Below are 24,861 nucleotides of genomic sequence, written 5' to 3'. Positions count from 1 at the left end.
GCTGTCAGCATTCATTGTTAATTCACTTCAATATAATCACGATTTAATAATGTGATTCGTAAAAAGGAAATTGTTATGGCCACAAAACATTGCAAATTATTAATTTTAGGTTCTGGTCCTGCGGGATATACAGCGGCTGTTTATGCTGCTCGTGCAAACTTAGATCCGGTAATGATTACAGGAATGCAGCAAGGAGGTCAATTAACAACCACAACCGAAGTAGATAACTGGCCTGGTGATCCTGAAGGCTTAACTGGACCTGACCTAATGCAGCGTATGCAGAAACATGCAGAACGTTTTGGTACTGAAATTTTATTTGATCATATTCACACTGCAGAACTAGACCAAAAACCCTTTAAACTTATTGGAGACTCTGGCGAGTATACGTGTGATGCTTTGATTATTTCTACCGGTGCTTCAGCTAGGTATCTAGGGTTAGATTCAGAAGAAGCGTTTAAAGGTAAAGGCGTTTCTGCCTGTGCAACTTGTGATGGTTTCTTCTATCGCAATCAAAAAGTTGCTGTCATTGGAGGCGGTAATACTGCCGTTGAAGAAGCACTATACCTTTCTAATATCGCCGCAGAAGTCACTATTGTTCATCGTCGTGATAGCTTCTCTTCTGAAAAAATTCTTGCCAAACATATTCAAGAAAAAGCCGAAAATGGCAATATCAATATCGAATTTAATTCAACATTAGATGAAGTGCTTGGAGATAATATGGGTGTAACCGGTGTACGTTTAAAAAGTACAGAAACTGGAGAAACCAAAGAACTTGATGTTGCTGGTGTATTTATCGCGATTGGACACACTCCCAATACAAGTATTTTTGATGGCCAACTGGATATGCTTAACGGTTACATCAAAGTACAAAGCGGCTTACAAGGTAATGCCACTCAAACCTCCATTCCTGGAATTTTTGCCGCTGGTGATGTTATGGATCAGGTATATAAACAAGCAATCACTTCTTCTGGCGCTGGTTGCATGGCGGCACTTGATGCTGAAAAATATTTAGACAACTTATAATTAAAGACCTTTACGGTTTTATTAAAAAAACCTACCAGGCCTGGTAGGTTTTTTTAATAGCAGATTCAATTTCTTAAAGCAGTATTAACCCTTATTTCTCAAAAGGCATTTCAATGAAAAAGATTATTTTTTTATCATTAGGCTTATTTGCATACCAAAATGCAATTGCCGCTGAACCTCTAGCAACAACGGAACAAAAAGCCAGTTACACTTTAGGAGCTGACCTTGCAAAAAACTTTGCTAAACAAGGTTTAAATATCGATATTAAAGCTTTTACGCTCGGGCTTGAAGACGCCTTAAATAATAAAAAACCTCGTATTACTGAAAAAGAGATGATGCAAGCAATTACCGAAGTTAAAAAAGGTATGATGCAAAAACAAATCGCTAAACGTCAATCCGAAGGCAAGGCTAACCTTGATGAAGGCAAAGCCTACATGGCAAAAAATGCCAAAAACCCTGATGTAAAGACCTTAGATAATGGCATTCAATATAAAGTCATCAAGTCTGGTAAGGGCGAATCTCCTAAAGAGCATGATACGATTTTTGCTCACTATCAAGGATCTTTTATTGATGGAACGGTTTTTGACAGCTCATACAAACGTGGCACACCCCTAAAATTTAAAATGGGTAATGTCATCAAGGGCTGGGGAGAAGTTTTAAAACATATGAAACCTGGCGATAAGTGGGAAGTGGTTATTCCCTCAAATTTAGCCTACGGTGAAAAAGGTGCAGGAGAACGAATCGGACCAAACAAAACATTATTGTTCACGATTGAACTCATCCAATTTGACGCTACCAAATAAATACAATAAGCAAAAAAAAACCCGGTTAAGATAAACTCGACCGGGGGTTCCATAATAAGGGGAACAATCTTAGCTCTTTTAGAGGAGTGTTGTAATGAAACAACGCGCACATAATAATCTAACAAGCCAATCATATCAACAAATTCTAATATAAAAGTATGACGATATTTTGAAAGTCTCAATATTGTTAACACACTCTTTTTTATACATTCATCGACTCTAGCAATACTCCCCTAATACATCAATCATTTGTAGCACCTCATAAGCTGGCGTTTCATAAGGGTGAACACTCTTTAATGCAACCATTGCCGCTTTTATACACTCTTTTTTACAGACTAATTCCACCCTGTACTCTTCTACTTTTGACAGTTCATTTTGGTTACCTATATAAGCACAGCTTCCTTTTAAAGGTCTAAACTGCCCTTCTCCTTTTATTTGCCATGCACAACAATCATAATCACCAATATGGCCAGCACCGGCTTGAAACATTGCCTGCTTAACCACCTCAACATACTCTTCTGGTACAAAAAATATGATTTTAAACATAATTTATTCCTAAAAACGAAAATCAATCCCATAATTTAACTACAATATGAGACCTTTGCACGAAATAGGTGCGAAAGAAAAATGAGGGAAAATTTGCCTGATTGCGGCGGAAAACGCAGGGAATAGCTAGCTATTCGCAAGTTTTTCAACAAAAATCGGGGAAATTTTAACCATTTTTACTCGTTCATACTCTCGTGCAAAGGTCTCAATATGTGCCACATCTTTTAGAGATCTTTGAAAAGGTCTCTATAAATTATAAAAAACTTAAAGTGTCTTTTTCAAAGATCTCTTTAAAATGGATTTAACCAAAATCCAAGCAAAAAAAGGACGTTAAATGCGCTTATTACTTGTCACTTATGCTGTTATTCTTATCCTTGGCATTACTGCTATGCTAACAGGTCTTTACCACTTAGCGAATATTGCCGGGTTTATTTCTGCCGTTGGTTTTATGATTGTCTTTTTTAAAGACAGACCAGATGAAGAACCTGAGATGCAAGTTAAGATGCGTCGTTATTGGTATGTGGTTTTTGCGACGGGGATTATTTTTAGCTTAATTTTTGGAAGTCTTTGGAACAATCACATGGGCAATATGGCTATGTAAATATAAGCTTTAAACAGGCTTATTGATTCATATAAACCAAAAATCCCGCAAAAAAGCGGGATTACAATAATTTTTAAACAAATTGAGGTTTTGTCTTATCTTAGAATAACTCTATTTCACCCTCATCCATCGTCTCTGTATTAACTCGACTCATACGAGTTTCTTGAATTTCTTCTCTTTTTTGATGTATTTTGGTTCTAAACTCTTCAATACGTTGTTTGTGTTCACTTTCAGATTGAGCTGGAGATTGTTGACTTTCTTCAATAAACTCTCTAATTTCACCTGAAAATTGATTCAGCTTTTGCAAATGACTCATCACTTGTTCAACTAACTGCCTAACAATATCTTCAAACTGTAAAGAACGCACAGCGTTAGAAACACTCAGCTCAATTTCAGAAATCATCCCAGAAACATCTCCTAACTTAGAAGATATTCCACCGTTCATCTCTTCAAGGTCACCCAACATAGTTCCAACTTTATTTTGAGAAGATACGGCATGTTCCATATCTTTACTTGCGGTTTCACTTACAATACTTCTGACTTGGTCAACCGTTACTCTTGCTTGTTCAGCTTGTTTACGAATTTGTTCATTTAATACATTTGAATTTAAAGAGAGTTTACGAACTTCATCGGCAACCACGGCAAATCCTCGTCCAGCTTCCCCTGCTCTAGCAGCTTCAATAGCAGCATTTAACGCTAGTAAGTTTGTTTGATCGGCAATCCCTTTAACATCTTCAAGAAGGTGGAAGATAGACTCTATTTGCCCGACCATTTCATCAATTTTTGCAACTGTCTGGTTACTACGCTCACTAGCATTGGTAAGTAAGTCAATTAAATACTGTAAAACCACTTTAATTTCTGATGAAAACTTTTGAATACTCATTTCATCAGAGTCTTCGCCTCCACCCAAATTATCCAAGAGTGAAACCACAAGCTGATACTCTGCTTGAGTTTGTTCATGTAAGCCTGAAAAGCTTCCATTTAACGTTTCAATCGCCTCTGACACCAAGGTCTTCACCTGAAGAAGTTCTTCATCAACAATGCCTACTTCTTGGGAAATGACCGCATCGACATCATTCATAATAAGGCGAAGAGATTCATCTGCCGTAATCACCTTAAGCATGGCTTCTTTATCATATCCTTTAACGGCTGTTTGAACTGCAGGAGCGGGCACATGCTGACTTTCATCCTTTTGTGTATTGACATTCGCTTTGGCAAAATTTGCCACCAGCACAGTCCATATAACAGAGACTAAGACAAGCATAATAGCGCCTATATACGGGATTCCCATAAAACTTACAACCACACCTAGCAACGTAAATAACCAGGCGGGCCAATAGGTTTTAATCATATCAAGCATGATAATCTTCCTTGAAGCTATCTCGTTTAAAACATGTTTTCACTTGCTAAAACTTAATAAGCTATTGAATAAATAAAAAGGGTTTGTGCTCTGATAAAGCAGGTAATATGCCAAGCCTCACCCTAGAATGAAACGGTAAACAATAAGCTTATACATTCAAAGAGGCCTGTGCAATAAACGAGTGCAAAGGTCTCTATAAGAGACCTTTACGCGAGAATATGTACAAGTAAAAATGGTCAAAATTCACCTGATTTTTGTTGGAAAACTTGCGAATAGCTAGCTATTCCCTGCGTTTCCCGCCGCAATCAGGTAAATTTTTCCTCATTTTTCTTTCGTACCTATCTCGTGCAAAGGTCTCTATAAACATAAAAAAACCTATGGTTTATCAATGAACCACAGGTTTTAGATTTTTTGAATATTCAATTATTGTTTTATGAAATATTTTATCAGAACTTTCTAGCTTTCTAGCGGCCAGAAAGCTCCATAATCTTACTGGCAACATTTTCTAATGGCAAAACGAAGTCTGCCGCACCTATCTTAACGGTCTCTCCTGGCATTCCCCATACCACGCTAGTTTTTTCATCTTGAGCCATGGTTGGCGCACCGGTTCCTTGTAATTCTTTCATACCGGTAGCACCGTCTGCCCCCATACCGGTAAGCATCACACCTATTGCATTAGGTCCAACATTCTCTATAACACTTTTTAACATAACCTCTACTGATGGCTTATGTCGATTGACCGGAGGTCCATCATTTAAACGACAAACATAACGCGCCCCATCACGCGCAATTAACAGGTGTTTATCCCCAGGTGCAATATAAACATGCCCCGGCAAAATTTGCTCGCCATCTTCAGCTTGTGTCACGGTCATTTCTGTAATGGTATTCATACGTTTAGCAAAGGGTAAGCTAAATGCTGCTGGTATATGTTGAGTTATAACCATGCCTGGTGCACTTGCCGGCAACCTCATTAACACTTCTTTTATTGCTTCCGTGCCCCCTGTTGAAGCACCTAAAGCAACAATTTTATCAGTTGTTCTAAAATGGCGGCTACTAAAGCTTGGTTTGGATGCAGCAGAGTCTATTGATTGAGTTGTTTTTGTTGTGGAAATACTCGATGAGGCTATAGTTGGTTTTCGGGTTTGGTTGGCAACATAACGTGCATATTGACGTTCTAACATCATTCGACTCACTCTTGAGGCGGTCTTAACCTTTGAGCATATTTCAGAAGTATATGCTTCAAAGGTATGAGCTAAGTCAATTTTAGGTTTGGTCACAAAATCAACCGCCCCTAAATCCATTGCTTCAAAAGTGACATCGGCCCCTTTTTCAGTTAGCGTTGAAACCATAACAACAGGAACAGGATGCAATCGCATTAAGTTTTTTAAAAATGTAACACCATCCATTTTCGGCATTTCAACATCCAGCGTCAAAACATCTGGATGCAGTTGTTTAATTTTCTCTCTTGCATCAAAGGGGTCTGATGCGGTTCCAATAACCTGTAATGCAGGATCACTTGACAACATCTCTTCAAGCATTTGTCTGACTAATGCGGAATCATCAACGATTAAAACTTTAATTGGCGTATTCACTGGATACCCTTAATATTAAATTAGTATTGGTGGTTATTTCACTTTTTTATAAATGGTTTGCCCTAATAGTTCAAAACGGTCGCTTACTTTATACAAAGACTCAGAATGACCTATAAACAAGTGCCCATTGTCAGGAAGCCTATCCGCGTAACGGCTAAAGAGTTTAGTTTGAGTCGGTTTATTAAAATAAATAACGACGTTTCTACAAAAAATAACATCAATAGAATCTTTTATTGGCCAATCATTCATCAAATTTAACTGTCCAAATTCAATAATATCTTGTAGTTCTGGCTTAACTTTAACAAAACCAGCCTGGGAGCCTGAACCTTTTAAGAACCAACGTTTCTTACGCTCTTCGCTGACACCTTTAAGACGATCCGTTTTATAAACCCCCATTTGCCCAGTATTGACAACATTAGAATCTAAATCGGTAGCAATAACTTTTGCATCCCATCCCGGAGGCATAGACTCTTTTAGAACAATCGCAATAGAATAGGGTTCCTCTCCTGTTGAACACCCTGCAGACCAGATGCGTATTTTTTTAGAGCTTGAATTTGATTCTACCAGGCCTGGTATAACCGTTTTAGCCAAATAATCAAAATGGTGATTTTCTCTAAAGAAAAATGTTAAATTTGTCGTAATCGCATTGATTAAATGAACAAATTCCGCTTCACCCTGACTATCGACAAAATCTAAATATTCAGAGAAACTTTGCATATTTAAAAAGCGAATACGCTTAGATAATCGGTTATAAACTAGATTTTTTTTCGAATCATTTAAATCAATGCCGGCAAAATCATACACAATGGTTTTAACACGGCCAAAATCTTGATCTTTAAAATCAAACTCTCGTTCACTCATTCTTTGAACACTCATATATAAATAGAGACTTTTGCACGAGAGTATGTACGAGTAAAAATGGTTAAAATTCACCCGATTTTTGTTGAAAAACTTGCGAATAGCTAGCTATTCCCTACGTTTTCCGCCGCAATCAGGCAAATTTTCCCTCATTTTTCTTTCGCACCTATCTCGTGCAAAGGTCTCAAATAAAAATTAAAAGCAATAAATTACCTTAATAGAATTAAGCTTATCACTTGATATGCTTATTTTGTACTCATAAATTGTATTTAGTCGGGACTAAATCGCTCAACCGACAAATATTAAATATAATTGTCAGATATTCCTTGCAAGTAAAGCTTTTTTAATTTTGAATTAAACGATGGTTACCGTATCCAATAATTTAATCCAAGCAAATGCATTAACAGTTAAATCTAATGCGCCATTGTCAAACTTACTTCAAGTAGGCCAATTATTAACGGCTACCATAAAACCGTTAAGCAATAATCAAGCTCAATTAAACATTGGCAATCAAACTTTTATTGCAAATACCAAACAACCGGTTACTCAATCAGGCACTGTTCAAGTTAAAGTGAATCAGGTATCCCCTGAAATTAAATTATCAATTACCCAACCACAAGCCAATACAAGCGGTAATTCAAATACTCCAAATGTAGCACAAAGTGCTTATCGGCAATTTATACCCCTTCAAGCACCATTATCTCAAGTGTTTCAACAAATTAACCTCTTGCAATCTTTGCCGCCTAGCCTTCAAATCCCGTTACAACAGTTATTGGATCAAGCAACCAAAAAAAACTTAACATTAAATGCCGAGAGTTTAAAACAAAAGCTCAGTGATAGTGGGCTATTTCTAGAATCAAAATTAGCCTCTCCATCCAAAAAAGAGTCTTCAGCCACACTGAAAAATGACCTAAAAAATCAAGTTCTTCAGTTACAACAGCAAGTTTCTGAACTACAACAACAAAAACCTTCTACTAGTTTAAACAAACTGGCTAACTTGCTTAATCAAGCTTTAAGCCGACTGACCGTTCAACAGGTACAACTTTTTGAAAACCCATTGGTCACTCCTTTAGAAATGCCTTATGAAAGTTCACCCAACCATATCAAAGACAATATAGAGTTTAGAAAAATCCAACAACACAAAAATAATCAATGGGAAGCTTATATTGATTCAACACTTGATGAAGGTCTACTTTCCGTAAAACTAAAGCTGTCAGAAAATGGCAATATTGATTGTTACTTATGGTGCGAGACTGAAACTTTACAAGACAAGGTAGTTAATCAGCTAGATACTCTTAAACAGGCTTTAATTGCTAATGATCTCACCGTGAATAACATTCAAATTTCTGCCCAAAAGCCTGTTAAGACAGATAACTCGACTAAAATGGCCTTAATTGACATTAAAATTTAAAACCTGACTAAACAACCATTTAAAAATTGGCAGCATAATTGCTTTACTCTTTTCATACTATAAAAGGGCATTAGTTCAATACTCTTTTATAACGTTTTATTAAAAATGTTTTATTAGGAATGTTTTAATTAACTAAACCCAACCTATCAATTTATAATGTAATGTTTATCATTTAAGATAATTTTGATTAATTTTAATATTAAAACTAGCAAATCAAAGAGAGATAGCCAACATGGATAAAAACTTGGATGCTATTCAAGAGCACATAGAGCAAAACGAAGCCGTTGATGATCAAGTATTAAGCTTTGTATTAGGCAGCGAAGAATATGGCGTTGATATCCTGCGTGTTCAAGAAATTACAGGTTGGGAAAAAACCACAGCAATTCCTAACACCCCAGATTATGTCATGGGAGTCATTAATTTAAGGGGTTCTGTAGTACCGATTGTTGACTTAAGAGTTCGATTTGGTTTGCAAGACCTAACCTACAATGATTCAACGGTTGTGATAATTGTACGTTCACAAGATGCCAGCGGTTCTCAAAAAATCATTGGACTGGTTGTTGACGGTGTTTCAGATGTCTATTCTTTAAAAGAGAGTCAACTTCAACCCTCTCCAGAAATGGCTGGTACCATTCACACAGAATATGTAAATGGACTGGCAACTGTTGCCGATAAAATGGTAATTGTTTTACATGTAGACCAGTTAATTAATGATGGTATTTTAACCTACATAAAAAAAGCCTTAAATATAGAATAACCGACGGTATAATGTTCAAAACTTAGTCAAAACTTAACTATATTTAAATATACAATTTCAAAAAAGTGAGAGTAGTGAGATGTCAAAAATCTTAGCTGTGGATGATTCTAAATCGATGAGACAAATGGTAAGCATGTCCTTAAAATCTGCCGGGCATGATGTAACTGAAGCTGAAGACGGTGCTGTTGCATTAGAAATCGCAAAACAAAATCATTTTGATTTAATTGTGACCGATATCAACATGCCAAACATGAATGGTATCGAATTAATCACTGCACTTAGAGCTATGCCAAATTTTAAATTCACACCAATACTTTGTTTAACTACCGAGTCTTCTGGTGACATGAAAACAAAAGGTAAAGAAGCTGGTGCTACTGGTTGGATTGTTAAACCTTTCAGCCCAGAAAAATTACTTTCCGTTATTAACCGAGTGCTTTAAATCTCTTAACTTTGATAGGGGCTATATCATGAGCGATGCCATTCAACTTCCAGAAAGCTTAACTATTCATCATATTGATGCTCAATATAATGAGTTAAATAAACAATTTAATGATGCTGGCGACCAAATTGAAATTGATGCCTCTACATTAGAAACAATTGATACTTCTGGACTGCAAAGTTTATTAGCCCTAGTCAATACTGCTAACGAAAATGGTAAAAATGTTGTTTGGCAAAACACGCCAGAAATACTCACGACCAGTGCCAAAAAGATTGGTATTGAAAAAGCATTATCTTTTTAAAAAAAGCGGTTTTAACCGCTTTTTTTATGTCTAAAATAGTTAATTCCAAACCACTTCTTCGAAAATTCTCATGAGTAAAAAAGAAAACCTAGCAGATGATCTAGCTATTTCACTCGAATATGAAGGAAGTGGCGCACCAAAAGTCACAGCTAAAGGTCGAGGTTATATTGCTCAAGAAATTATTGAAGCCGCCAAAGCCAACAACATCCCTATTCAACAAAATGAAGAACTCGTTGAATTACTCAGCCAAGTTGAACTAGACCAAGAAATTCCTGAAGCTTTGTATGAAGCGGTTGCTCAAGTGTTAATCTTTGCTTATCAGTTGAGTGGTAAAGAACCTTTAAAAAAATAGGGTATATGTATTTTATGATTGATTAAATAAATCTTTTAACCACGAAGACACGAAAGCACGAAGATTTCTAATATTTAATACCAGCTTAAATTTAACGAATAACCACATTAAACGTAATAAATTAATCGCTTTTAAAGTTTACAAATACAGAGCTTATAGAAATAACTTATGTTCGTTAGGCTATGATTTTCTAATCACTTTTATTTATTTTTTTTATCTTCGTGCCTCTGTGTCTTCGTGGTTAATTTTTACAATACTGGATAATCAATCACAAAATATGGATACCCAAAAAATAAAGCTTACTCCTGTCTAAATTCTAATCGTTCTGTTTTACCTTGTTTAGTGCAATAAAAAACCGCTTAAAAGCGGCTTATCAACAATCATTACGTTAAAACTCAATTTTATCTACGAAAATAAATTATCTATTTCAATCAATATAATCACATTATCTTCAAAGTGAGCAATGCTTTGAATATATCTTGATGCATTCTCTTTTGTCGCTGATAAAGCTTCAAAACGATTTTCAGGAATATCTTTAACTTCCATCACAAAATCAACTAACATTCCAACAGTGCGTTCATCATCAAGTTCCACAATAATAATTCGAGAATGATCCGTCACTTCTTTTGAAGGCATTCCAAATATAATTCGAGTATCAACCACAGTTACAATAACGCCTCGAACATTGATTACCCCAAGAATATGATAATCTGCTCCCTCTACTTTACGAATATTACCCACTCGTAAAACTTCTCGTATTTTTTTGACATGAACACCATAAATTTCATCTTCCATGGTAAATAATACACAACGCGCACTTGGCCCTGTATATTCATCTTCTTCCATAGCTGTCATTGAAGATACTGATGTAGATAGGTTTTCTTTTACCATTTCCATCTCAATCTTTCCTTATTGAAAACGCTGAACAACGCCAGGTAAATCTAGAATTAACGCGATATTTCCGTTGCCGGTAATAGTAGCTCCTGCATAGCCATCAACATGCTTTAACCCTACTCCAAGCGGCTTAATAACAACTTCTTCTTGACCATTTACTTGCTCTACAACTAAACCTGCTCGCTGATTACCAACAGAAACAATAATCACTTTATCCCCGCGATAATCCTCTTTTACAGTCTGCGGTGAAAGCCACTCTGATAAAAAATACAACGGGATACTGCGTTCTCGTAAACGAACCATCATTTGTCCGTCAATCTTATTGGTTTTACTACTGTCAAAATCAAATATCTCTTGCACACTTGTTAATGGTATTGCATAACTATCTTCACTAAATGAAACCATTAATGTAGGCAGAATCGCTAACGTAAGAGGAACACGAATACTAATTTCTGTTCCCTTTCCTAAAACAGAGTGAATATCAATACTACCATTCAATTTGGTAATCATATTCTTAACAACATCCATCCCTACGCCACGACCAGAGATATCACTAATGGTTTCAGCGGTTGAAAACCCTGCTGATAAAATTAGTTCAAACGCTGATTTATCATCTAGCTGATTTGCACTAATTTCATCCATCATGCCTTTTTCAACCGCTTTTCGGCGTAACATATCAGGATCCATACCTTTTCCGTCGTCCGTAATAGACAACAGAATATGATCACCTTCTTGCTGAGCAGCCAAAATAACCGTTCCATTTTTTGGCTTTCCACTTGCTACTCGATCATCCGGCATTTCAACGCCATGATCTACTGAGTTTCTAACTAGGTGAACGAGTGGATCAGCAAGTGCTTCCACTAAATTTTTATCTAAATCGGTATCTTCACCTTGAAGTTCAAGATCAATTTCTTTACCTAACTTTCTAGCTAAATCACGAACCACTCTAGGAAAGCGACCAAAGACTTTTTTAACTGGCTGCATTCTTGTTTTCATCACTGACGCTTGCAAATCAGTTGTCACATGGTCTAAATTGCCTACTGCATTAGAAATATCTTCAAGATCTTGATCGGCCCCTCTCAAGGTCAATAAACGATTACGAACCAACACCAACTCACCCACTAAATTCATAATCTCATCAAGTCTTTTTGTATCAACACGAACGGTGGATTCCGTGTTATTTTTTGGTGCTGCTTTAGCTGGTGGTGTTTTTGGAGTTGAGCTCGCTGCAGGCTTGGGAGCGGGAGGAGTTGAAGGATTTGATGCTACAGGAGCAGATACTGCTTCAACTTTTGGCTGGGTTTTTTCTGATGATTCGGAATCTCTTTGATTTAATAAAGCTTCAAATTCATCATCCGTCATATCACCATCAGGATCAACCCCTTCTGGTAAAGCGAGTTTAGAGGTGCTTGAATCTGCTACATTGTCATTTGAAGCTGAATCACGTTGATTCAGTAAAGCTTCAAATTCTTCATCAGTCATATCTCCATCGGGATCAACGCCTTCAGCTAAAGACAATCCCGTGTTTTCAGATGAATTATCAGAAGCCCCTCCTGAATCTCTTTGATTCAACAAGGCTTCAAACTCTTCATCTGTCATATCACCATCAGGATCAACTCCTTCTGCTAATTGAAGACTACTTTCTTGTTTAGGCGCTTCGACAACAGGAGCGGCATTACCTTTGGTTAAAGCGTCAAGATCAACAAGAAGTTGAGGATTATTTGCAGGAAGCTCTCTTTCTCCGTCATTTAAGCGTTCAATCGAATCGCTAATAACATCAAAAGCACGTAATATGACATCTGCCGCTAGGGCATCATAGCTAACATCACCGTTGCGTATTTTATCGAATACATTTTCAGCTCTATGGCAAACTTCAATTAAAGGCGTAATCCCTAAAAAACCAGCGCCACCTTTAACGGTGTGAAAGCCTCGAAAAACAGCGTTAAGTAAGTCTGCATCAGTGGGTGAATGCTCTAAGTCTACTAACTGTTCATTTAGTTGATCCACCAATTCAGATGCTTCAACTAAAAAGTCTTGTAAAATCTCTTCATCCACAGTGTTCACCTCTTGGTAATTCTTAAAGCCGATATTTCTTAAAATAGTGTGATCGGACTAATTTACCAAATTTTATAGCAATCACTATGCCATTTAAATTGCCATGTAATCACTATAAGATCTTTGCGCGAAAGTATATACGAGTGCAAATGGTTCTGGGTAACCCTTGAGGGTAAAAAAACCTAACTCTTGTTTATATTCTTGGTTAAAAATATCGCTATAAAAAATCAAACAACCTAAATCCCTAGGTCACTTAACAAGTCATCAATATCGTCTTGAGATTCAACTATATCCTTTTTTGCTTGCTGAGAAACATTGGGGCCAACGCCTTTCATTTCTGCTTGATGTTTATTTTCAGAACTTTCTTCTTTATCAGGAATACTATGGTAGTCATGGCTTGACTGATCAATCAACTCAATCAAACTTTGCTCTAAAGAACTAATTATTAAAATAACTCTATTTAAAACCTGACCCGTAAGATCTTGAAAAGATTGTGCAAGCATAATATTTGTCAATTTAGAGGCTACTAAATTCAGTTCAGGTTTTAATGTTTCTAAGAATTTCTCAGGTATTTCATTTTCTAATAAAACATTTACACCATCTAAACACTGTAATGCTTGTTCTGCTTCATCTAAAGTCTTATTACTGGCTTCTTCGGTTGTCTGTATTACATACTGTAATCGCTCTGTGGCATCAGGAATATCGTGTTTTGTTTGCATTAACAGACTAGTATCATTCAGTTCATCAAGCGTTTGATGTAGATTAGTTGTTAATTCACTAACCTGCTGATATAACTCAGATTCTCTAATATTCGTCATTGTATCAATAATACTTTCTACTTTAGAAAAGTCTTCAGTTTGAAGCGCTAAAACTAAATCTTGCGCCATATCAAGCGTTATCTGAGTTGAAAAGGTCATATGGTTATCCTTAAATAAAAACCTATATAGGAAAAGCTAATTTATAAAATAAAGAGAGCTTTGAGGATTTGATTTGATTACTACAATTTAGCCGACATAAATAATATTTACCATCAGTTATTAAAATTTTGCAGTATTTCATGAATATTTTGGTTAAGAGTTGCCGCCGTAAAAGGTTTAACAATATAAGCATCTACTCCGGCATCAGAGGCTTCTAAAATTTGCGAACGTTTAGCTTCTGCGGTAATTAATAAAAAGGGGGTATCTTTAAGGTTTACATCAGATCTAACTTTTTTTAGTAATTCTATGCCGGACACTTGAGGCATATTCCAATCACTAATAATAAAATCATATTTTCCAGTTTGGATCATAGGCCAAGCGGTTTCACCGTCATCAGCCTCATCATGATGATAAAAACCCAGCTCATTAAGTAAATCTTTAACAATTTTTCGCATGGTTGAAAAGTCATCAACAACCAAAATTTTTAAATCTCTATCAATATGCACACAATAATCCTAATGAGCTTTAAAATTATATCCAGTTAACCATTCTAGAACGTATGCGCTTTATGGCCTGACTATGAATTTGACTGACTCTTGATTCACTGACTTCTAAAACTTCACCAATTTCTTTTAGGTTTAGTTCTTCATCATAATATAGAGCCATGACTAATTTTTCTTTTTCAGGAAGGTTAGTGATTTCTTTTGCTAAAGCGTCTTGAAAACCATTCTCTACCAACTCTCCAAAAGGAGTTGAGGCTTTAGCAACCATTCTTCCTTCTGAAAGCTCTTCATGATCAGGCTCATCAATGGATAACAATTGAACAGAATTTGTATCTTGCAAAATATGATAATACTGCTCTATGTCAACCCCCATCTCGTCAGCAATTTCACCATCCCTAGCCTCTCGACCAAAATGTGCTTCTACTTTAGAAATAGCTTCGCTGACTTCTCGAGATTTTCTGTGAACGGAGCGTGGCGTCCAGTCTCCTTTACGAATTTCGTCCAACATCGAGCCACGAATACGGATTCCTGCATAGGTTTCAAAGCTTGCACCCTGGTTAGCATTGAACTTCTGCATAGCTTCAATAAGTCCAATAATACCCGACTGAATCAAATCATCTACAAAAACACTATCCGGCAAACGCCCCTTCAAATGATAAGCAATTCGTTTTACTAATGGCAAATAGGACTCTAAATCCTTCAATTCATTATTGGATTGCTTTTGTACTTGTTTGTAAACGTTTGTGCCAGTCATTGTCTTATTGGTGCCTTGTTTAACGCCCAGATTGAAATAAATTTTCTACAAAAAATTGTAAATAGCCAGTTACCCCTCTAGGAATAGGCCAGGTTTCTATTTTATTTGCCATCCCTTTAAAAGCTTTAGCCGCTAAACTATTCGGACGGTACACTGTTACAGGAACTTGTTTTTGCACAGCTTCACGTAAATCATGATCAAATGGTACGGTGCCTAAATAATCGATACTTACGTCAAGAAACTGCTCACAAACTCGAGCAAATTTTTCATAAAGCTGTTGACCATGAGCAGGAGTTCTACTCATATTAGCCAACAATCTAAATTTAGATAAATTGTAGTCACGGCTCAACACTTTAACTAATGCATAAGCATCAGTAATTGAGGCGGGTTCATCCGTTACAACCACAACTACTTCCTGTGCCGCTCGACAAAAACTAATCACACTATCGGCAATACCGGCAGCGGTATCTACAACAAGAATATCAAGTTCATCACTTAATTCTGAAAAGGCATTAATAATGCCTGCATTTTCCATTGCACTCAGTTGTGCCATACGACGAACACCTGATGCCGCAGGAATAATCTTTAAACCACCAGGACCCTCAACAATGACTTCTTGCAAGGTTTTTTCGCCATCTAAAACATGTGAAAGATTATACTTAGTTTGCAATCCAAGCATAATGTCTACATTAGCTAACCCCATATCCGCATCCATCAACAAAACGCGATTACCTTGCTGAGCTAATGAAATACCTAGATTAACAGAAACATTTGTTTTACCAACTCCACCTTTACCACTTGCAACCGCTATAACACGGACTGGCTGAGGAACTGAATCATTTGACTGTGTTTTATTTGCATGCATCGCGCGTAACCCTGCTGCTTGGTCATTGAGCATCTGAAATCTCCTTACCCATTCCTAAACGGAATGCTTGCTCACTATTTTTATGTTGTGTGTTTTGTTGTCCTAAGACGATTGCTCGGTCAATCAATTCTCTTGTCCTCACCGGCTCTAAGTCTTCTGGAACTCTTTGTCCATTAGACATGTAAATAATAGGTAATTGATCTTCAATTAAGACTGTTAACACATTACCCAATTGTACCGCTTCATCAACTTTGGTCAAAATACAACCGGTTAATACAACCTCACTAAATGATTTTACTATATCTTTCATTACAGATAATTGTGTTGCGGCTGACATCACTAAATAATTTTTAACCGTTGTCACCCCTTGATGACCCGATGTAATTTGTTGCGATAACTGCAAATCTCTTTGACTCATTCCTGCGGTATCAATCAAAATTAACTTTTTATTGTTTAACGAAGTTAACAATGCATAAAGTTCACCTTGTGTCTTTGCGATATGAACAGGAACATTAATTAGCTCTGCAAACGTTTTTAACTGAGCCTGAGCACCAATCTTATAACAATCTGTTGTAATTAATGCCAGTTCGCTTGGACTATTTCGCATAACAAAACGACTTGCCATTTTTGCAATGGTCGTTGTTTTACCAACACCTGTTGGACCCACTAAAGCAACAATGCCACCTTTTTCAAGAATATCGCGTTCTTCTGTTGGAATATCTAATTCAATTTTTGCTAATAATCTTGACCAGGCCTGCTGATTAATAACTGGCAAGCCATTCACTAATTTTTCACTTAAATCCCAACCTAAACCCAGCTGCAACAACCTTTTTAACAAATCAACCTTAGCGGGATCATTATGCTCACTTTGCCCCCAAGCTAATCCAGAAAGTTGGTTTTCCAACATATTCTTGACCGCTTTCAATTCATCAGCCATATGAGCTAATTCTGCCGAGCTATTTACCTGCTGTTGTATCGGCTGGTTTTGTGAAACTTCTGGCGATTGATAAGTACTTCCACTATGTAAAACAGGCTGTTCAGCATGAGACGCATTCGAATCGGGATCGAGTGCCGCAACCACTTCTACACCATCATCGGTATCTTTAGTTGAAAGGATCACCGCATCATCACCATGCTCTTCTTTAACTAAATTCATCGCCTTGCGCATATTTGGTGCGAAATAACGTTTAATTTTCACATTAGCCTCCCTGTCCTACACTGGCGACAACACTAATCTGTCGGTTTTCTGGCACTTCTGAATAAGCCAAAATATATAAATTAGGTAAGCTATATCTAAATAATCTTGCTAGTTGTGAGCGTATTTGCGGTGCTACCAGCAATACCGCAGTCTGCCCTGTTACTTCTAACTTCTGAGACTCTTCTTTTAGAGTAGCATGCAATCTTTCTGCCAGGCCTGGTTCAATAGCTAACTGCCCTTCAGGTGCCCCCTGGGCTGCTTGGAGCAATAACTGTTCCAAGCTTGGTTCAAGAGTTATCACTTTAAGTTCTTGGTCTTGGCCTACAATGTCTTGAATAATCGAGCGGCCTAGAGCCGTTCTTACATGAATAGTAAGTTCAGTTGCGCTTTGTGTTATTGACGATTTATCGGTCAAGGTTTCTAAAATGGTACGCATATCTCTAATAGAAACTTTTTCTTGTAATAGGTTTTGCAACACTCTAACCACCGTTGCTAAAGGTAACTTATCTGGCACAAGCTCTTCTACTAGCTTAGGCGAATTCGCTTTTAATTTATCCAGTAATTGTTGCGTTTCATCATGCCCTAATAACTCAAAGGCATAGTCTTGTACTAATTGGCTAACATGCGTAGCAACCACAGTACTTGCATCAACCACGGTGTAACCTAATGCCTGAGCTTGATCTTGATCTGACGACGTAATCCACACCGCCTCTAAACCAAAGGTTGGATCTTTTGTTGCAACACCTGGAATTTCTCCAAACACCTGACCAGGGTTAATGGCTAATTCCTTATCGGGGAAAACCTCTCCCTCTCCAGAAGGAACCCCCATTAACATAACTCTATATTGATTAGGTTTTAAATCAAGGTTATCTCGAATATGAACCGGTGGAACCAAAAAACCGAGCTCTTGTGAAACTTTTCGTCTTACCCCTTTAATACGATCTAATAATTGCCCATTTTGTGCTTGATCCACCATTGGGATAAGACGATAACCCACTTCTAAGCCTAGAGCATCTATAGATTGAACATCATCCCAGCTTAAATCAGCGGGTTTTGACTCCTCCTCTATTTCATCAGGAATGACAGGTTCCTCTTGTTCTAGATTTTTTTGCTGTTTATGGATTAAATATGCTCCTCCTCCTGCAACACTTGCAAAAGCAAGGAAGGCAACATTAGGCATTCCAGGAATTAGTCCTAAAAAGCCAACAACGCCTGCCGCTGTTCCTAAAGCTTTAGGGCTAGAGAACATCTGTATTTGCATCTGTTCGCCCATATCTTTTTTGTCACCACCGGTTACTCTGGTAACAATAATGGCTGTTGCGGTGGACAATAACAGAGCCGGTATTTGTGCAACTAAACCATCACCCAGCGTCAAAATTGTGTATACCTGGGCGGCATCCGCAAATGAAAGGTCATGCTGCCCAACCCCTATTGCAAATCCACCTATTAAGTTAATAAACAATATGATAATTCCGGCAACGGCATCTCCTCGAACAAATTTACTCGCACCATCCATAGAACCGTAAAATTCTGCTTCTGTTGCAATTTCAGAACGTCGCACCTGAGCTTGTTCTTGAGTAATTAAACCTGCATTTAAATCCGCATCAATTGCCATTTGCTTACCCGGCATCGAGTCAAGGGTAAAACGAGCACTTACTTCAGCAACGCGGCCTGCACCTTTGGTAATAACCACAAAGTTGATAACAACGAGTATTGCAAAAACAACCATACCAACGGCATAATTTCCGCCAATAACAAACTCACCAAATGCCTCAATGACTTGACCCGCAGAGGCACCACCATTATGACCCTCAAGTAAAATCACTCGCGTAGAAGCGATATTTAAGGATAGTCTAAAGAGAGTTGCTAAAAGAATAATGGTCGGGAAAATGGCAAAATCTAGTGGACGTTTGGCATAAAGCGTCACCATCAGCACCACCAGAGAAAGTGCAATATTAAAAGTAAAAAATACGTCTAATAGGAATGCCGGCAAAGGGATGGTAACCATACCCAATAAGGCCAATACAGCGATAGGGATTCCTAAACCACTGCTCAAGTTTGCCTTAATTTTGCTAATTAATTGTTTAAAATCCATTAAGTAACTTTAGCATCCTAAAAAATGGGACATTCACATCAGTCTCATTCTGTTTTCATATCATCAGGAATTGGCAAATTTGCAAAATCCACATCATCTGTTTTCCCTGACTCTTTTAATTGATAAACATAAGCGAGTACAGAGGCTACTGCTTTAAATAAATCATAAGGTATTGGGCGGTCTAATTCTGCATTATAGTATAAAGCCCTCGCCAACGGGGGGGCTTCTACAATAGTAATATTGTTATCTTTAGCAATGGTTCTAATTTGGGCGGCCATAAAATCACTTCCCATCGCCACAACCAAAGGTTCTCGCATACTTTCAGGGTCATATTGTAGTGCCACGGCAAAATGTGTTGGGTTAGTGATAATGACATCCGCTTCAGGGACTTTTTGCATCATTCTGCGTTGAGACATTTCCCTTTGAACCTGGCGAATACGCCCTTTAACCTCTGGATTACCTTCTTGTTGTTTATGCTCTTCCTTCACTTCCTGCTTAGTCATTTTCAATTGCTTATTGTGTTGCCATAGTTGAAACGGTACATCAATAATGGCAATCACTAAAAGAGATAAACTAACAAAAATAAAGGCTTGTACAATTAAACTGCCGGAATGCGCCATAGCAAATTGTAATGGTTCAACACCTAAACCAAGCACTTCATCAAAAGCAAAATACAAAAAATAAGACGCCATAGAAATAACTAACGAAAACTTAGCTAAGGCTTTAAAAAGCTCCAATAAGGCATTTGCAGAAAACATACGCTTAATACCGGATGCAGGATTTAATTTACTCGCTTTAGGAGCGATTGCTTTAGCACTAAACGACCACCCTCCTAACAAAGTCGGTGAAATCAAGGCAACAATGACCATCACTAACACAAACGGTGCAATTAAATAGATGCCATCCAAAACAATCGCAATAATTAAATCAAAAAGCTTTAACTCATCAAATGCTACATCTCGATTAAAACTAAGTCCTTGAGTCGCAAGGTTCATAAATCCTTGCATCATTACCCCTCCATACATCAATAAAAATATTGCTGCGGAAAGCGTCATCAATAAAGTGGTTAACTCTTTTGATCGGGGAACTTGTCCTTTATCGCGGGCATCATCTAATTTTTTCTGGGTGGGTTCTTCGGATTTTTCGCTACCGTCAGCATTCTCTGCCATCGCTTAGCCTCCTGTTAACCTTAATTGCAGGATTAGATCAAGCGCTCTATGAATAAGTTCCTGCAGATGCGGAAGAATGAGCGGTGTTGTTAAAGTCAGCATGATTAAGCCTGTTAATAAGGTAACTGGAAAACCTACCGCAAAGATATTTAGTGCTGGAGCCGCTCGCGTTACCACTCCAAAAGACACGTTAATCAATAACAAAGCGGTAATTGCAGGTAATGCAATCAACACTCCGGCTGAAAACATATAACTCCCAAATTCAACTATGAGTCGTATGCTATCTGCATTTAAAAAGTTAATTCCAATGGGCAGATACTCAAAACTATCCACAATTACCTGAATAACGAGAAGATGCCCATTCATAGCCAGAAAGAGCAAAGTAACCACTATAGTAAAGTATTGAGCAACAACCGGTGCTTGTGCACCACTGCCAGGGTCAACCATTGATGCGAATGCCAAACCCATCCCCATTGCAATCAAGTGACCTGCCACAACAAAAGCTTGAAAGACCACTAAAAAAATCACCCCCATTGCTAAACCAATTAAGACCTGCTGAAGGATAAACAACACTCCTCTCCAAGTAAAAGGATCAACAGGTGGCGGTAAAGACAGTGCGGGAGAGATAACAATCGTTAAAAAAACAGCTAGGATAACTCGACTTCGAACAGGAACGGCTCTAATACCATATAAAGGAATAATAAATAGCATTGCGCCAATGCGCACAAAAGGATAAAAGTACAAACCAACCAGCTGGAGAAATTCTGGGTAGTTAAAGGTCATGTCTTAGCCTATTAAAGCTGGAATATTTTGATAAAGCTCTTTAGTGAAAGAGATTAAAGTTGTTAGCATCCAAGGGCCGGCTACGACTAAAACAACCCCAACCACAGCAAGTTTTGGAATAAAACTAAGAGTCATTTCATTAATTTGCGTTGCGGCCTGAAACATACCAACAAGTAAACCAATAATCAGAGCAGGTATTAATAAAGGCCCTGCTAACATTGCGGTAACTTCAAGCATTTTTTGTCCTAATGACAATACGAATTCTTGTTGCATCATATCCCTCCGGGGACAACAAAACTATTAGCTAAAGTGCCCACAACTAATGCCCAACCATCAATCAATACAAAGAGCATTAACTTAAATGGTAAAGAGATAATCATTGGAGATAACATCATCATACCCATCGACATTAATAAACTCGCCACCACTAAATCAATAATCAAAAAGGGAATAAACAACATAAAACCAATTTGAAAGGCGGTTTTAAGCTCACTCGTCATAAAGGCAGGAATTAGCACCTTAAAAGGAACGGTTTGTGGATCTGTTAAGGTGACATCTGCCATTTCTGCAAACATGCCTAGATCATCTTCTCGAGTCTGTTGTAACATGAACTGGTGCATTGGTTTAGAACCCAATTTTACCGCTTCTTGAAATTGCATCTGTTCATCTAAATAAGGCGCAACCGCTGAGTCATAAACCTTGTCTAAAACCGGTGTCATAATAAACAATGTTAAAAAAAGTGATAAACCTATCAGAACTTGGTTTGAAGGTGTTTGTTGTGTACCTAATGCTTGACGAAGGAGAGCTAAAACAATCACAATACGAAGAAATGAGGTGGTGGCAATTAATGCCGCGGGTAACAAAGTTAACCCGGTCATTAACAGTAATATTTGAATTGTTAAGGTGTAATCTTGATTACCCGCTGCATCTGTTTCAACGGTAAATGCTGGAATGCCTGGCATAGCCCAAGCTAAGATAGGAAAAAAGGTCAAAGCAATTAGAATAAATGATTTAATTATCTTCACGGGTCTGTTGCTTATTATCCTTAGGTTTTAATGCTTCTTGTAGACGTTGCGAGAACTGCCCACTAATAGGAACATTATCCTTTACTTCAACAGGGACTTCAAGTTGATGCAATCGAGAAATTCTACTTGTTGTAACACCAACTAAGATTTGCTCCTCACCCACTTGTAATAATAGAATTCGTTCTCGTTGACCTACTGACAAAGCACCAAGAACTTTTAAATTGCCTTCTGCTACACCTGGGAAACGACCATACCTTCTCAACAGCCATGCCGAAATAAAAATAATTAATAAAACTAAAACCAAAGATAAAACAATTTGCCCAAAATACTCACTTGGCTGAGTCACGGCTTCTCCTACATTCGCAGTATCTTCAGCTAAAGAATACAATGAATATAAGGTTAAAACAATAAACAACCAGGCCTGGTTAAATAGTTTCATTTAAATTACTTTAATTTTTTTATACGTTCTTGTGGGCTAACAACATCCGTTAAACGCACACCAAACTTATCATTAATGACAACAACCTCACCATGAGCAATTAAGGTTCCATTAACCAGTAAATCTAAAGGCTCACCAGCCAGACGATCCATTTCAACAACCGACCCCTGCGTATAAGAAAGCAAGTTTCTAATTGATACTTTAGCTCTACCAATTTCTAATTGCAGAGTCACAGGGATATCCATTAAAACATCTAAATCAACCTTATCTTTACTATTACCACGCTCAGCGGCAAGCTCATCAAAAGCAGCAGAATTAATTGCTTCAGCATTAGCATCCTCAGCATCAGCTTGTTCAGATAATGCATCTCCCCAATCAGCTTCTGCAGATTCACCATCTTCTGCATCGGCTTGTTCTGCTAAGGCGTCGCCCCACGCGCTTAAATCTTCTTCATCACTCATCGTACCACTCCTTAACATTGTCTATCGTTCGCTCTTGATAAGCGGGGTGACGTAAGACTTGTTCTACTTTAACGGCTTTTTTATTATTACTCTCACCAAGTTTGCCACGCATAATTGCAATATCTTCCGCTTTTACTGTAACGGTCTTTGGCATTTCTAAAGGAATAATATCGCCTTTTTCCATTTTCATGAGATCATCAACATTCATTTGTAGTTCTGCCAAGCTCACACTTAAATCAATTTCAATATTCTTCGCTTCTTCTTTAAGCGTTCTTGACCAACGATTATCGCTTTCACCTTGAAGGTTTTGCATACCTTCTTCGAGCTTATCTCTTACAGGTTCAAGCATCGCATAAGGCATGACAATATCTACACGCCCTTCAACCCCTTCAAATCGAACATTGATGGGACTAACAATAATCATATCTGTCGGATCCACAATTCCAGCAAATTTTGGATTCATCTCAGAATGCATATACTCGATTTCAACGTCCATAACTGGACCCCAGGCTTTTCGCATGTTTTCTGAAGTAATATCAAGAATACTTCGAACCATACTCATTTCAACCGGAGTATATTCACGCCCTTCAATTTTAAAAGGTAACAGGCCTGTGCCACCAAAATAAATATCAACAGCCGTAAAAATTAACTTTGAATCTAAAGTAAATAATGACACCCCGTTTAAAGGATTAATACGATAAATATTCAAGCTTGTCGGAACAAAAAGGTTTCGCAGGTAATCAATCATCTTAATGATCTTAACTTCACCAGCAGTCACTTCTACACTGGCCATAATCATTTCATTAAAGTGGCGTTGAAATCCGCGTGCAAATCTTTCATTGATAATATCTAAAGCAGGCAGACGACCACGAACAATACGTTCCTGATTTGTAAAGTCATAGACTTTGGCACTCTGTCCACCTGAAGTATCATCTCCCTCAGTCTCAACATCACCACCGCCCATCCCTTTTAAAAGGGCATCGACTTCATCTTGGCTTAAGATATCATCCATTTAAATCGCCTTACTGCATGACAAATCGAGTCATGTAAACATCTTCCAATAAATCTGGATAAATATTATGTTTTTCCAATACCTTACGTGTCACTTCTAAAATCTCAGCACGCAATTTATCAGGCCCATCAGGTTTATCCAATTCATTATAGTGTTGGTTACGCAACAAACGCTCTATATCATTTTTTAAAATAGGTCTTAAATGCTCCATTTCCCCCTCTTCACCAACTATCTGTGGGTAATAGGATAGAAACTTCAAATCCACGGCTAAGAATTTTGCCTGACCATCTCCATAAAAATTTACAACAAATTTATCCATTGTGAAATACGTTGGTGGCGCTTCAGGTGCAGGTGGTTCAAACTGTTTGTACTTAGGAGAATATTCTTTAGCATGCCCTGAATCATGACCTTCTTCTCCGTGACCATCGCCGTTACCATCTCCATGCTCAGCTGAAGCGTGTACTTCGGTATCAGCACCTTTCTCATCTGCATGTTTATCACCACTAAGTAATAAAAAAGCCATTACACCAATGCCAACTAAAAGAAGAATAACAACAACGAGTAAAACAATGATTAGACCTTTTCCGCCACCACTTTTCTTTTCTTCTTTAACTTCTTCTTCTGACATAATCTTTCCCTTTGCTTGTC

28 protein-coding genes are annotated in these 24,861 nt (G+C 37.7%); 8 read left to right on the top strand and 20 right to left on the bottom strand.

What is annotated here, in order from left to right; translation table 11 throughout:
• The first annotated feature begins 75 nt into the window (after window positions 1–75).
• Together trxB and BS34_RS0103755 are read left to right on the top strand one after the other, a co-directional pair.
• The gene (trxB, locus tag BS34_RS0103760; RefSeq protein WP_029407219.1) at window positions 76–1,023 is read left to right on the top strand and encodes a thioredoxin-disulfide reductase; all 948 of its coding nucleotides are present in this window, start codon (window positions 76–78) and stop codon (window positions 1,021–1,023) included.
• Window positions 1,024–1,136: 113 nt separating this feature from the next.
• Window positions 1,137–1,826 (top strand): FKBP-type peptidyl-prolyl cis-trans isomerase, encoded by a 690-nt coding sequence (locus tag BS34_RS0103755; protein ID WP_029407218.1) that lies wholly within the window; start codon window positions 1,137–1,139, stop codon window positions 1,824–1,826.
• A 219-nt stretch (window positions 1,827–2,045) separates the two neighbouring features.
• On the opposite strand, the gene BS34_RS0103750 is transcribed toward BS34_RS0103755, so the two are convergent.
• Window positions 2,046–2,372, bottom strand: coding sequence for a YqfO family protein (locus BS34_RS0103750; RefSeq protein WP_029407217.1), 327 nt, complete (start codon window positions 2,370–2,372; stop codon window positions 2,046–2,048).
• Window positions 2,373–2,706: 334 nt separating this feature from the next.
• Between BS34_RS0103750 and BS34_RS0103745 the strand changes: the two genes are divergently transcribed.
• Window positions 2,707–2,973, top strand: coding sequence for a hypothetical protein (locus BS34_RS0103745; RefSeq protein WP_029407216.1), 267 nt, complete (start codon window positions 2,707–2,709; stop codon window positions 2,971–2,973).
• Between the two features lie 100 nt (window positions 2,974–3,073).
• Here BS34_RS0103745 and BS34_RS13180 read toward each other — a convergent pair whose 3' ends face one another.
• The 3 genes from BS34_RS13180 to BS34_RS0103730 all read right to left on the bottom strand — a co-directional run bounded on the left by BS34_RS13180 (window position 3,074) and on the right by BS34_RS0103730 (window position 6,801).
• Complete coding sequence (locus BS34_RS13180; RefSeq protein ID WP_029407215.1) at window positions 3,074–4,333, bottom strand: methyl-accepting chemotaxis protein; 1,260 nt, start codon at window positions 4,331–4,333, stop codon at window positions 3,074–3,076.
• A 464-nt stretch (window positions 4,334–4,797) separates the two neighbouring features.
• Entirely contained in the window at window positions 4,798–5,925 is a 1,128-nt protein-coding gene (locus BS34_RS0103735; protein ID WP_029407214.1) for a protein-glutamate methylesterase/protein-glutamine glutaminase, read from the bottom strand.
• Window positions 5,926–5,958: 33 nt separating this feature from the next.
• On the bottom strand, window positions 5,959–6,801 hold the full coding sequence (locus BS34_RS0103730; protein WP_233993135.1) for a CheR family methyltransferase: 843 nt from the start codon (window positions 6,799–6,801) through the stop codon (window positions 5,959–5,961).
• Between the two features lie 343 nt (window positions 6,802–7,144).
• Here BS34_RS0103730 and BS34_RS0103725 point away from each other — a divergent pair, with 343 nt between their 5' ends.
• From BS34_RS0103725 to BS34_RS0103705, 5 genes are all read left to right on the top strand, one after another.
• Entirely contained in the window at window positions 7,145–8,194 is a 1,050-nt protein-coding gene (locus tag BS34_RS0103725) for a flagellar hook-length control protein FliK (RefSeq protein ID WP_029407212.1), read from the top strand.
• Between the two features lie 232 nt (window positions 8,195–8,426).
• Window positions 8,427–8,951 carry a chemotaxis protein CheW gene (locus BS34_RS0103720; RefSeq protein WP_029407211.1) on the top strand — a complete coding sequence of 175 codons (525 nt, stop codon included), beginning with the start codon at window positions 8,427–8,429 and terminating at the stop codon, window positions 8,949–8,951.
• Between the two features lie 79 nt (window positions 8,952–9,030).
• Window positions 9,031–9,390, top strand: a complete 360-nt coding sequence (locus BS34_RS0103715; protein ID WP_029407210.1) for a response regulator — start codon at window positions 9,031–9,033, stop codon at window positions 9,388–9,390.
• 28 nt (window positions 9,391–9,418) lie between these two features.
• Window positions 9,419–9,691, top strand: coding sequence for an STAS domain-containing protein (locus BS34_RS0103710; protein WP_029407209.1), 273 nt, complete (start codon window positions 9,419–9,421; stop codon window positions 9,689–9,691).
• A gap of 70 nt (window positions 9,692–9,761) precedes the next feature.
• Window positions 9,762–10,043, top strand: coding sequence for an EscU/YscU/HrcU family type III secretion system export apparatus switch protein (locus BS34_RS0103705; protein WP_029407208.1), 282 nt, complete (start codon window positions 9,762–9,764; stop codon window positions 10,041–10,043).
• Window positions 10,044–10,448: 405 nt separating this feature from the next.
• On the opposite strand, the gene BS34_RS0103700 is transcribed toward BS34_RS0103705, so the two are convergent.
• From BS34_RS0103700 to fliL, 16 genes are all read right to left on the bottom strand, one after another.
• On the bottom strand, window positions 10,449–10,898 hold the full coding sequence (locus BS34_RS0103700; protein WP_233993134.1) for a chemotaxis protein CheW: 450 nt from the start codon (window positions 10,896–10,898) through the stop codon (window positions 10,449–10,451).
• Window positions 10,899–10,952: 54 nt separating this feature from the next.
• Window positions 10,953–12,992 (bottom strand): chemotaxis protein CheA, encoded by a 2,040-nt coding sequence (locus BS34_RS0103695; protein ID WP_029407206.1) that lies wholly within the window; start codon window positions 12,990–12,992, stop codon window positions 10,953–10,955.
• Window positions 12,993–13,228: 236 nt separating this feature from the next.
• Window positions 13,229–13,909, bottom strand: coding sequence for a protein phosphatase CheZ (locus BS34_RS0103690; protein WP_029407205.1), 681 nt, complete (start codon window positions 13,907–13,909; stop codon window positions 13,229–13,231).
• Between the two features lie 113 nt (window positions 13,910–14,022).
• Window positions 14,023–14,409, bottom strand: a complete 387-nt coding sequence (locus BS34_RS0103685) for a response regulator (protein ID WP_029407204.1) — start codon at window positions 14,407–14,409, stop codon at window positions 14,023–14,025.
• Between the two features lie 31 nt (window positions 14,410–14,440).
• Entirely contained in the window at window positions 14,441–15,166 is a 726-nt protein-coding gene (locus BS34_RS0103680) for an RNA polymerase sigma factor FliA (RefSeq protein WP_029407203.1), read from the bottom strand.
• Window positions 15,167–15,185: 19 nt separating this feature from the next.
• Window positions 15,186–16,064 (bottom strand): MinD/ParA family protein, encoded by an 879-nt coding sequence (locus BS34_RS0103675; protein WP_029407202.1) that lies wholly within the window; start codon window positions 16,062–16,064, stop codon window positions 15,186–15,188.
• Window positions 16,054–17,229, bottom strand: a complete 1,176-nt coding sequence (gene flhF, locus BS34_RS0103670) for a flagellar biosynthesis protein FlhF (protein ID WP_029407201.1) — start codon at window positions 17,227–17,229, stop codon at window positions 16,054–16,056. The genes BS34_RS0103675 and flhF overlap by 11 nt, the downstream gene beginning before the upstream one ends.
• Before the next feature lies 1 nt (window position 17,230).
• On the bottom strand, window positions 17,231–19,324 hold the full coding sequence (gene flhA, locus BS34_RS0103665) for a flagellar biosynthesis protein FlhA (protein WP_029407200.1): 2,094 nt from the start codon (window positions 19,322–19,324) through the stop codon (window positions 17,231–17,233).
• 44 nt (window positions 19,325–19,368) lie between these two features.
• The gene (gene flhB, locus BS34_RS0103660; RefSeq protein ID WP_029407199.1) at window positions 19,369–20,493 is read right to left on the bottom strand and encodes a flagellar biosynthesis protein FlhB; all 1,125 of its coding nucleotides are present in this window, start codon (window positions 20,491–20,493) and stop codon (window positions 19,369–19,371) included.
• A gap of 3 nt (window positions 20,494–20,496) precedes the next feature.
• Window positions 20,497–21,276 carry a flagellar biosynthetic protein FliR gene (gene fliR / locus BS34_RS0103655; protein WP_029407198.1) on the bottom strand — a complete coding sequence of 260 codons (780 nt, stop codon included), beginning with the start codon at window positions 21,274–21,276 and terminating at the stop codon, window positions 20,497–20,499.
• Window positions 21,277–21,279: 3 nt separating this feature from the next.
• Entirely contained in the window at window positions 21,280–21,549 is a 270-nt protein-coding gene (fliQ, locus tag BS34_RS0103650) for a flagellar biosynthesis protein FliQ (protein WP_029407197.1), read from the bottom strand.
• A complete protein-coding gene (gene fliP / locus BS34_RS0103645) occupies window positions 21,549–22,295 on the bottom strand; it encodes a flagellar type III secretion system pore protein FliP (RefSeq protein WP_029407196.1) in 747 nt (248 codons plus the stop codon). Before fliP ends, fliQ begins: the two co-directional genes overlap by 1 nt.
• A complete protein-coding gene (gene fliO, locus BS34_RS0103640; protein ID WP_029407195.1) occupies window positions 22,288–22,740 on the bottom strand; it encodes a flagellar biosynthetic protein FliO in 453 nt (150 codons plus the stop codon). The genes fliP and fliO overlap by 8 nt, the downstream gene beginning before the upstream one ends.
• Window positions 22,741–22,745: 5 nt before the next feature.
• The gene (gene fliN, locus BS34_RS0103635) at window positions 22,746–23,201 is read right to left on the bottom strand and encodes a flagellar motor switch protein FliN (protein WP_029407194.1); all 456 of its coding nucleotides are present in this window, start codon (window positions 23,199–23,201) and stop codon (window positions 22,746–22,748) included.
• Window positions 23,194–24,213, bottom strand: a complete 1,020-nt coding sequence (fliM, locus tag BS34_RS0103630; RefSeq protein ID WP_029407193.1) for a flagellar motor switch protein FliM — start codon at window positions 24,211–24,213, stop codon at window positions 23,194–23,196. The genes fliN and fliM overlap by 8 nt, the downstream gene beginning before the upstream one ends.
• 10 nt (window positions 24,214–24,223) lie before the next feature.
• A complete protein-coding gene (gene fliL, locus BS34_RS0103625; RefSeq protein WP_029407192.1) occupies window positions 24,224–24,841 on the bottom strand; it encodes a flagellar basal body-associated FliL family protein in 618 nt (205 codons plus the stop codon).
• Between the last annotated feature and the right edge of the window lie 20 nt (window positions 24,842–24,861).

Source organism: Thiomicrorhabdus sp. Milos-T2 (genome assembly GCF_000702325.1).
Taxonomy (GTDB): domain Bacteria; phylum Pseudomonadota; class Gammaproteobacteria; order Thiomicrospirales; family Thiomicrospiraceae; genus Thiomicrorhabdus.
The sequence above is the reverse complement of the archived record's forward strand: the minus strand, read 5'-3'. Positions and strand labels throughout refer to the sequence as shown.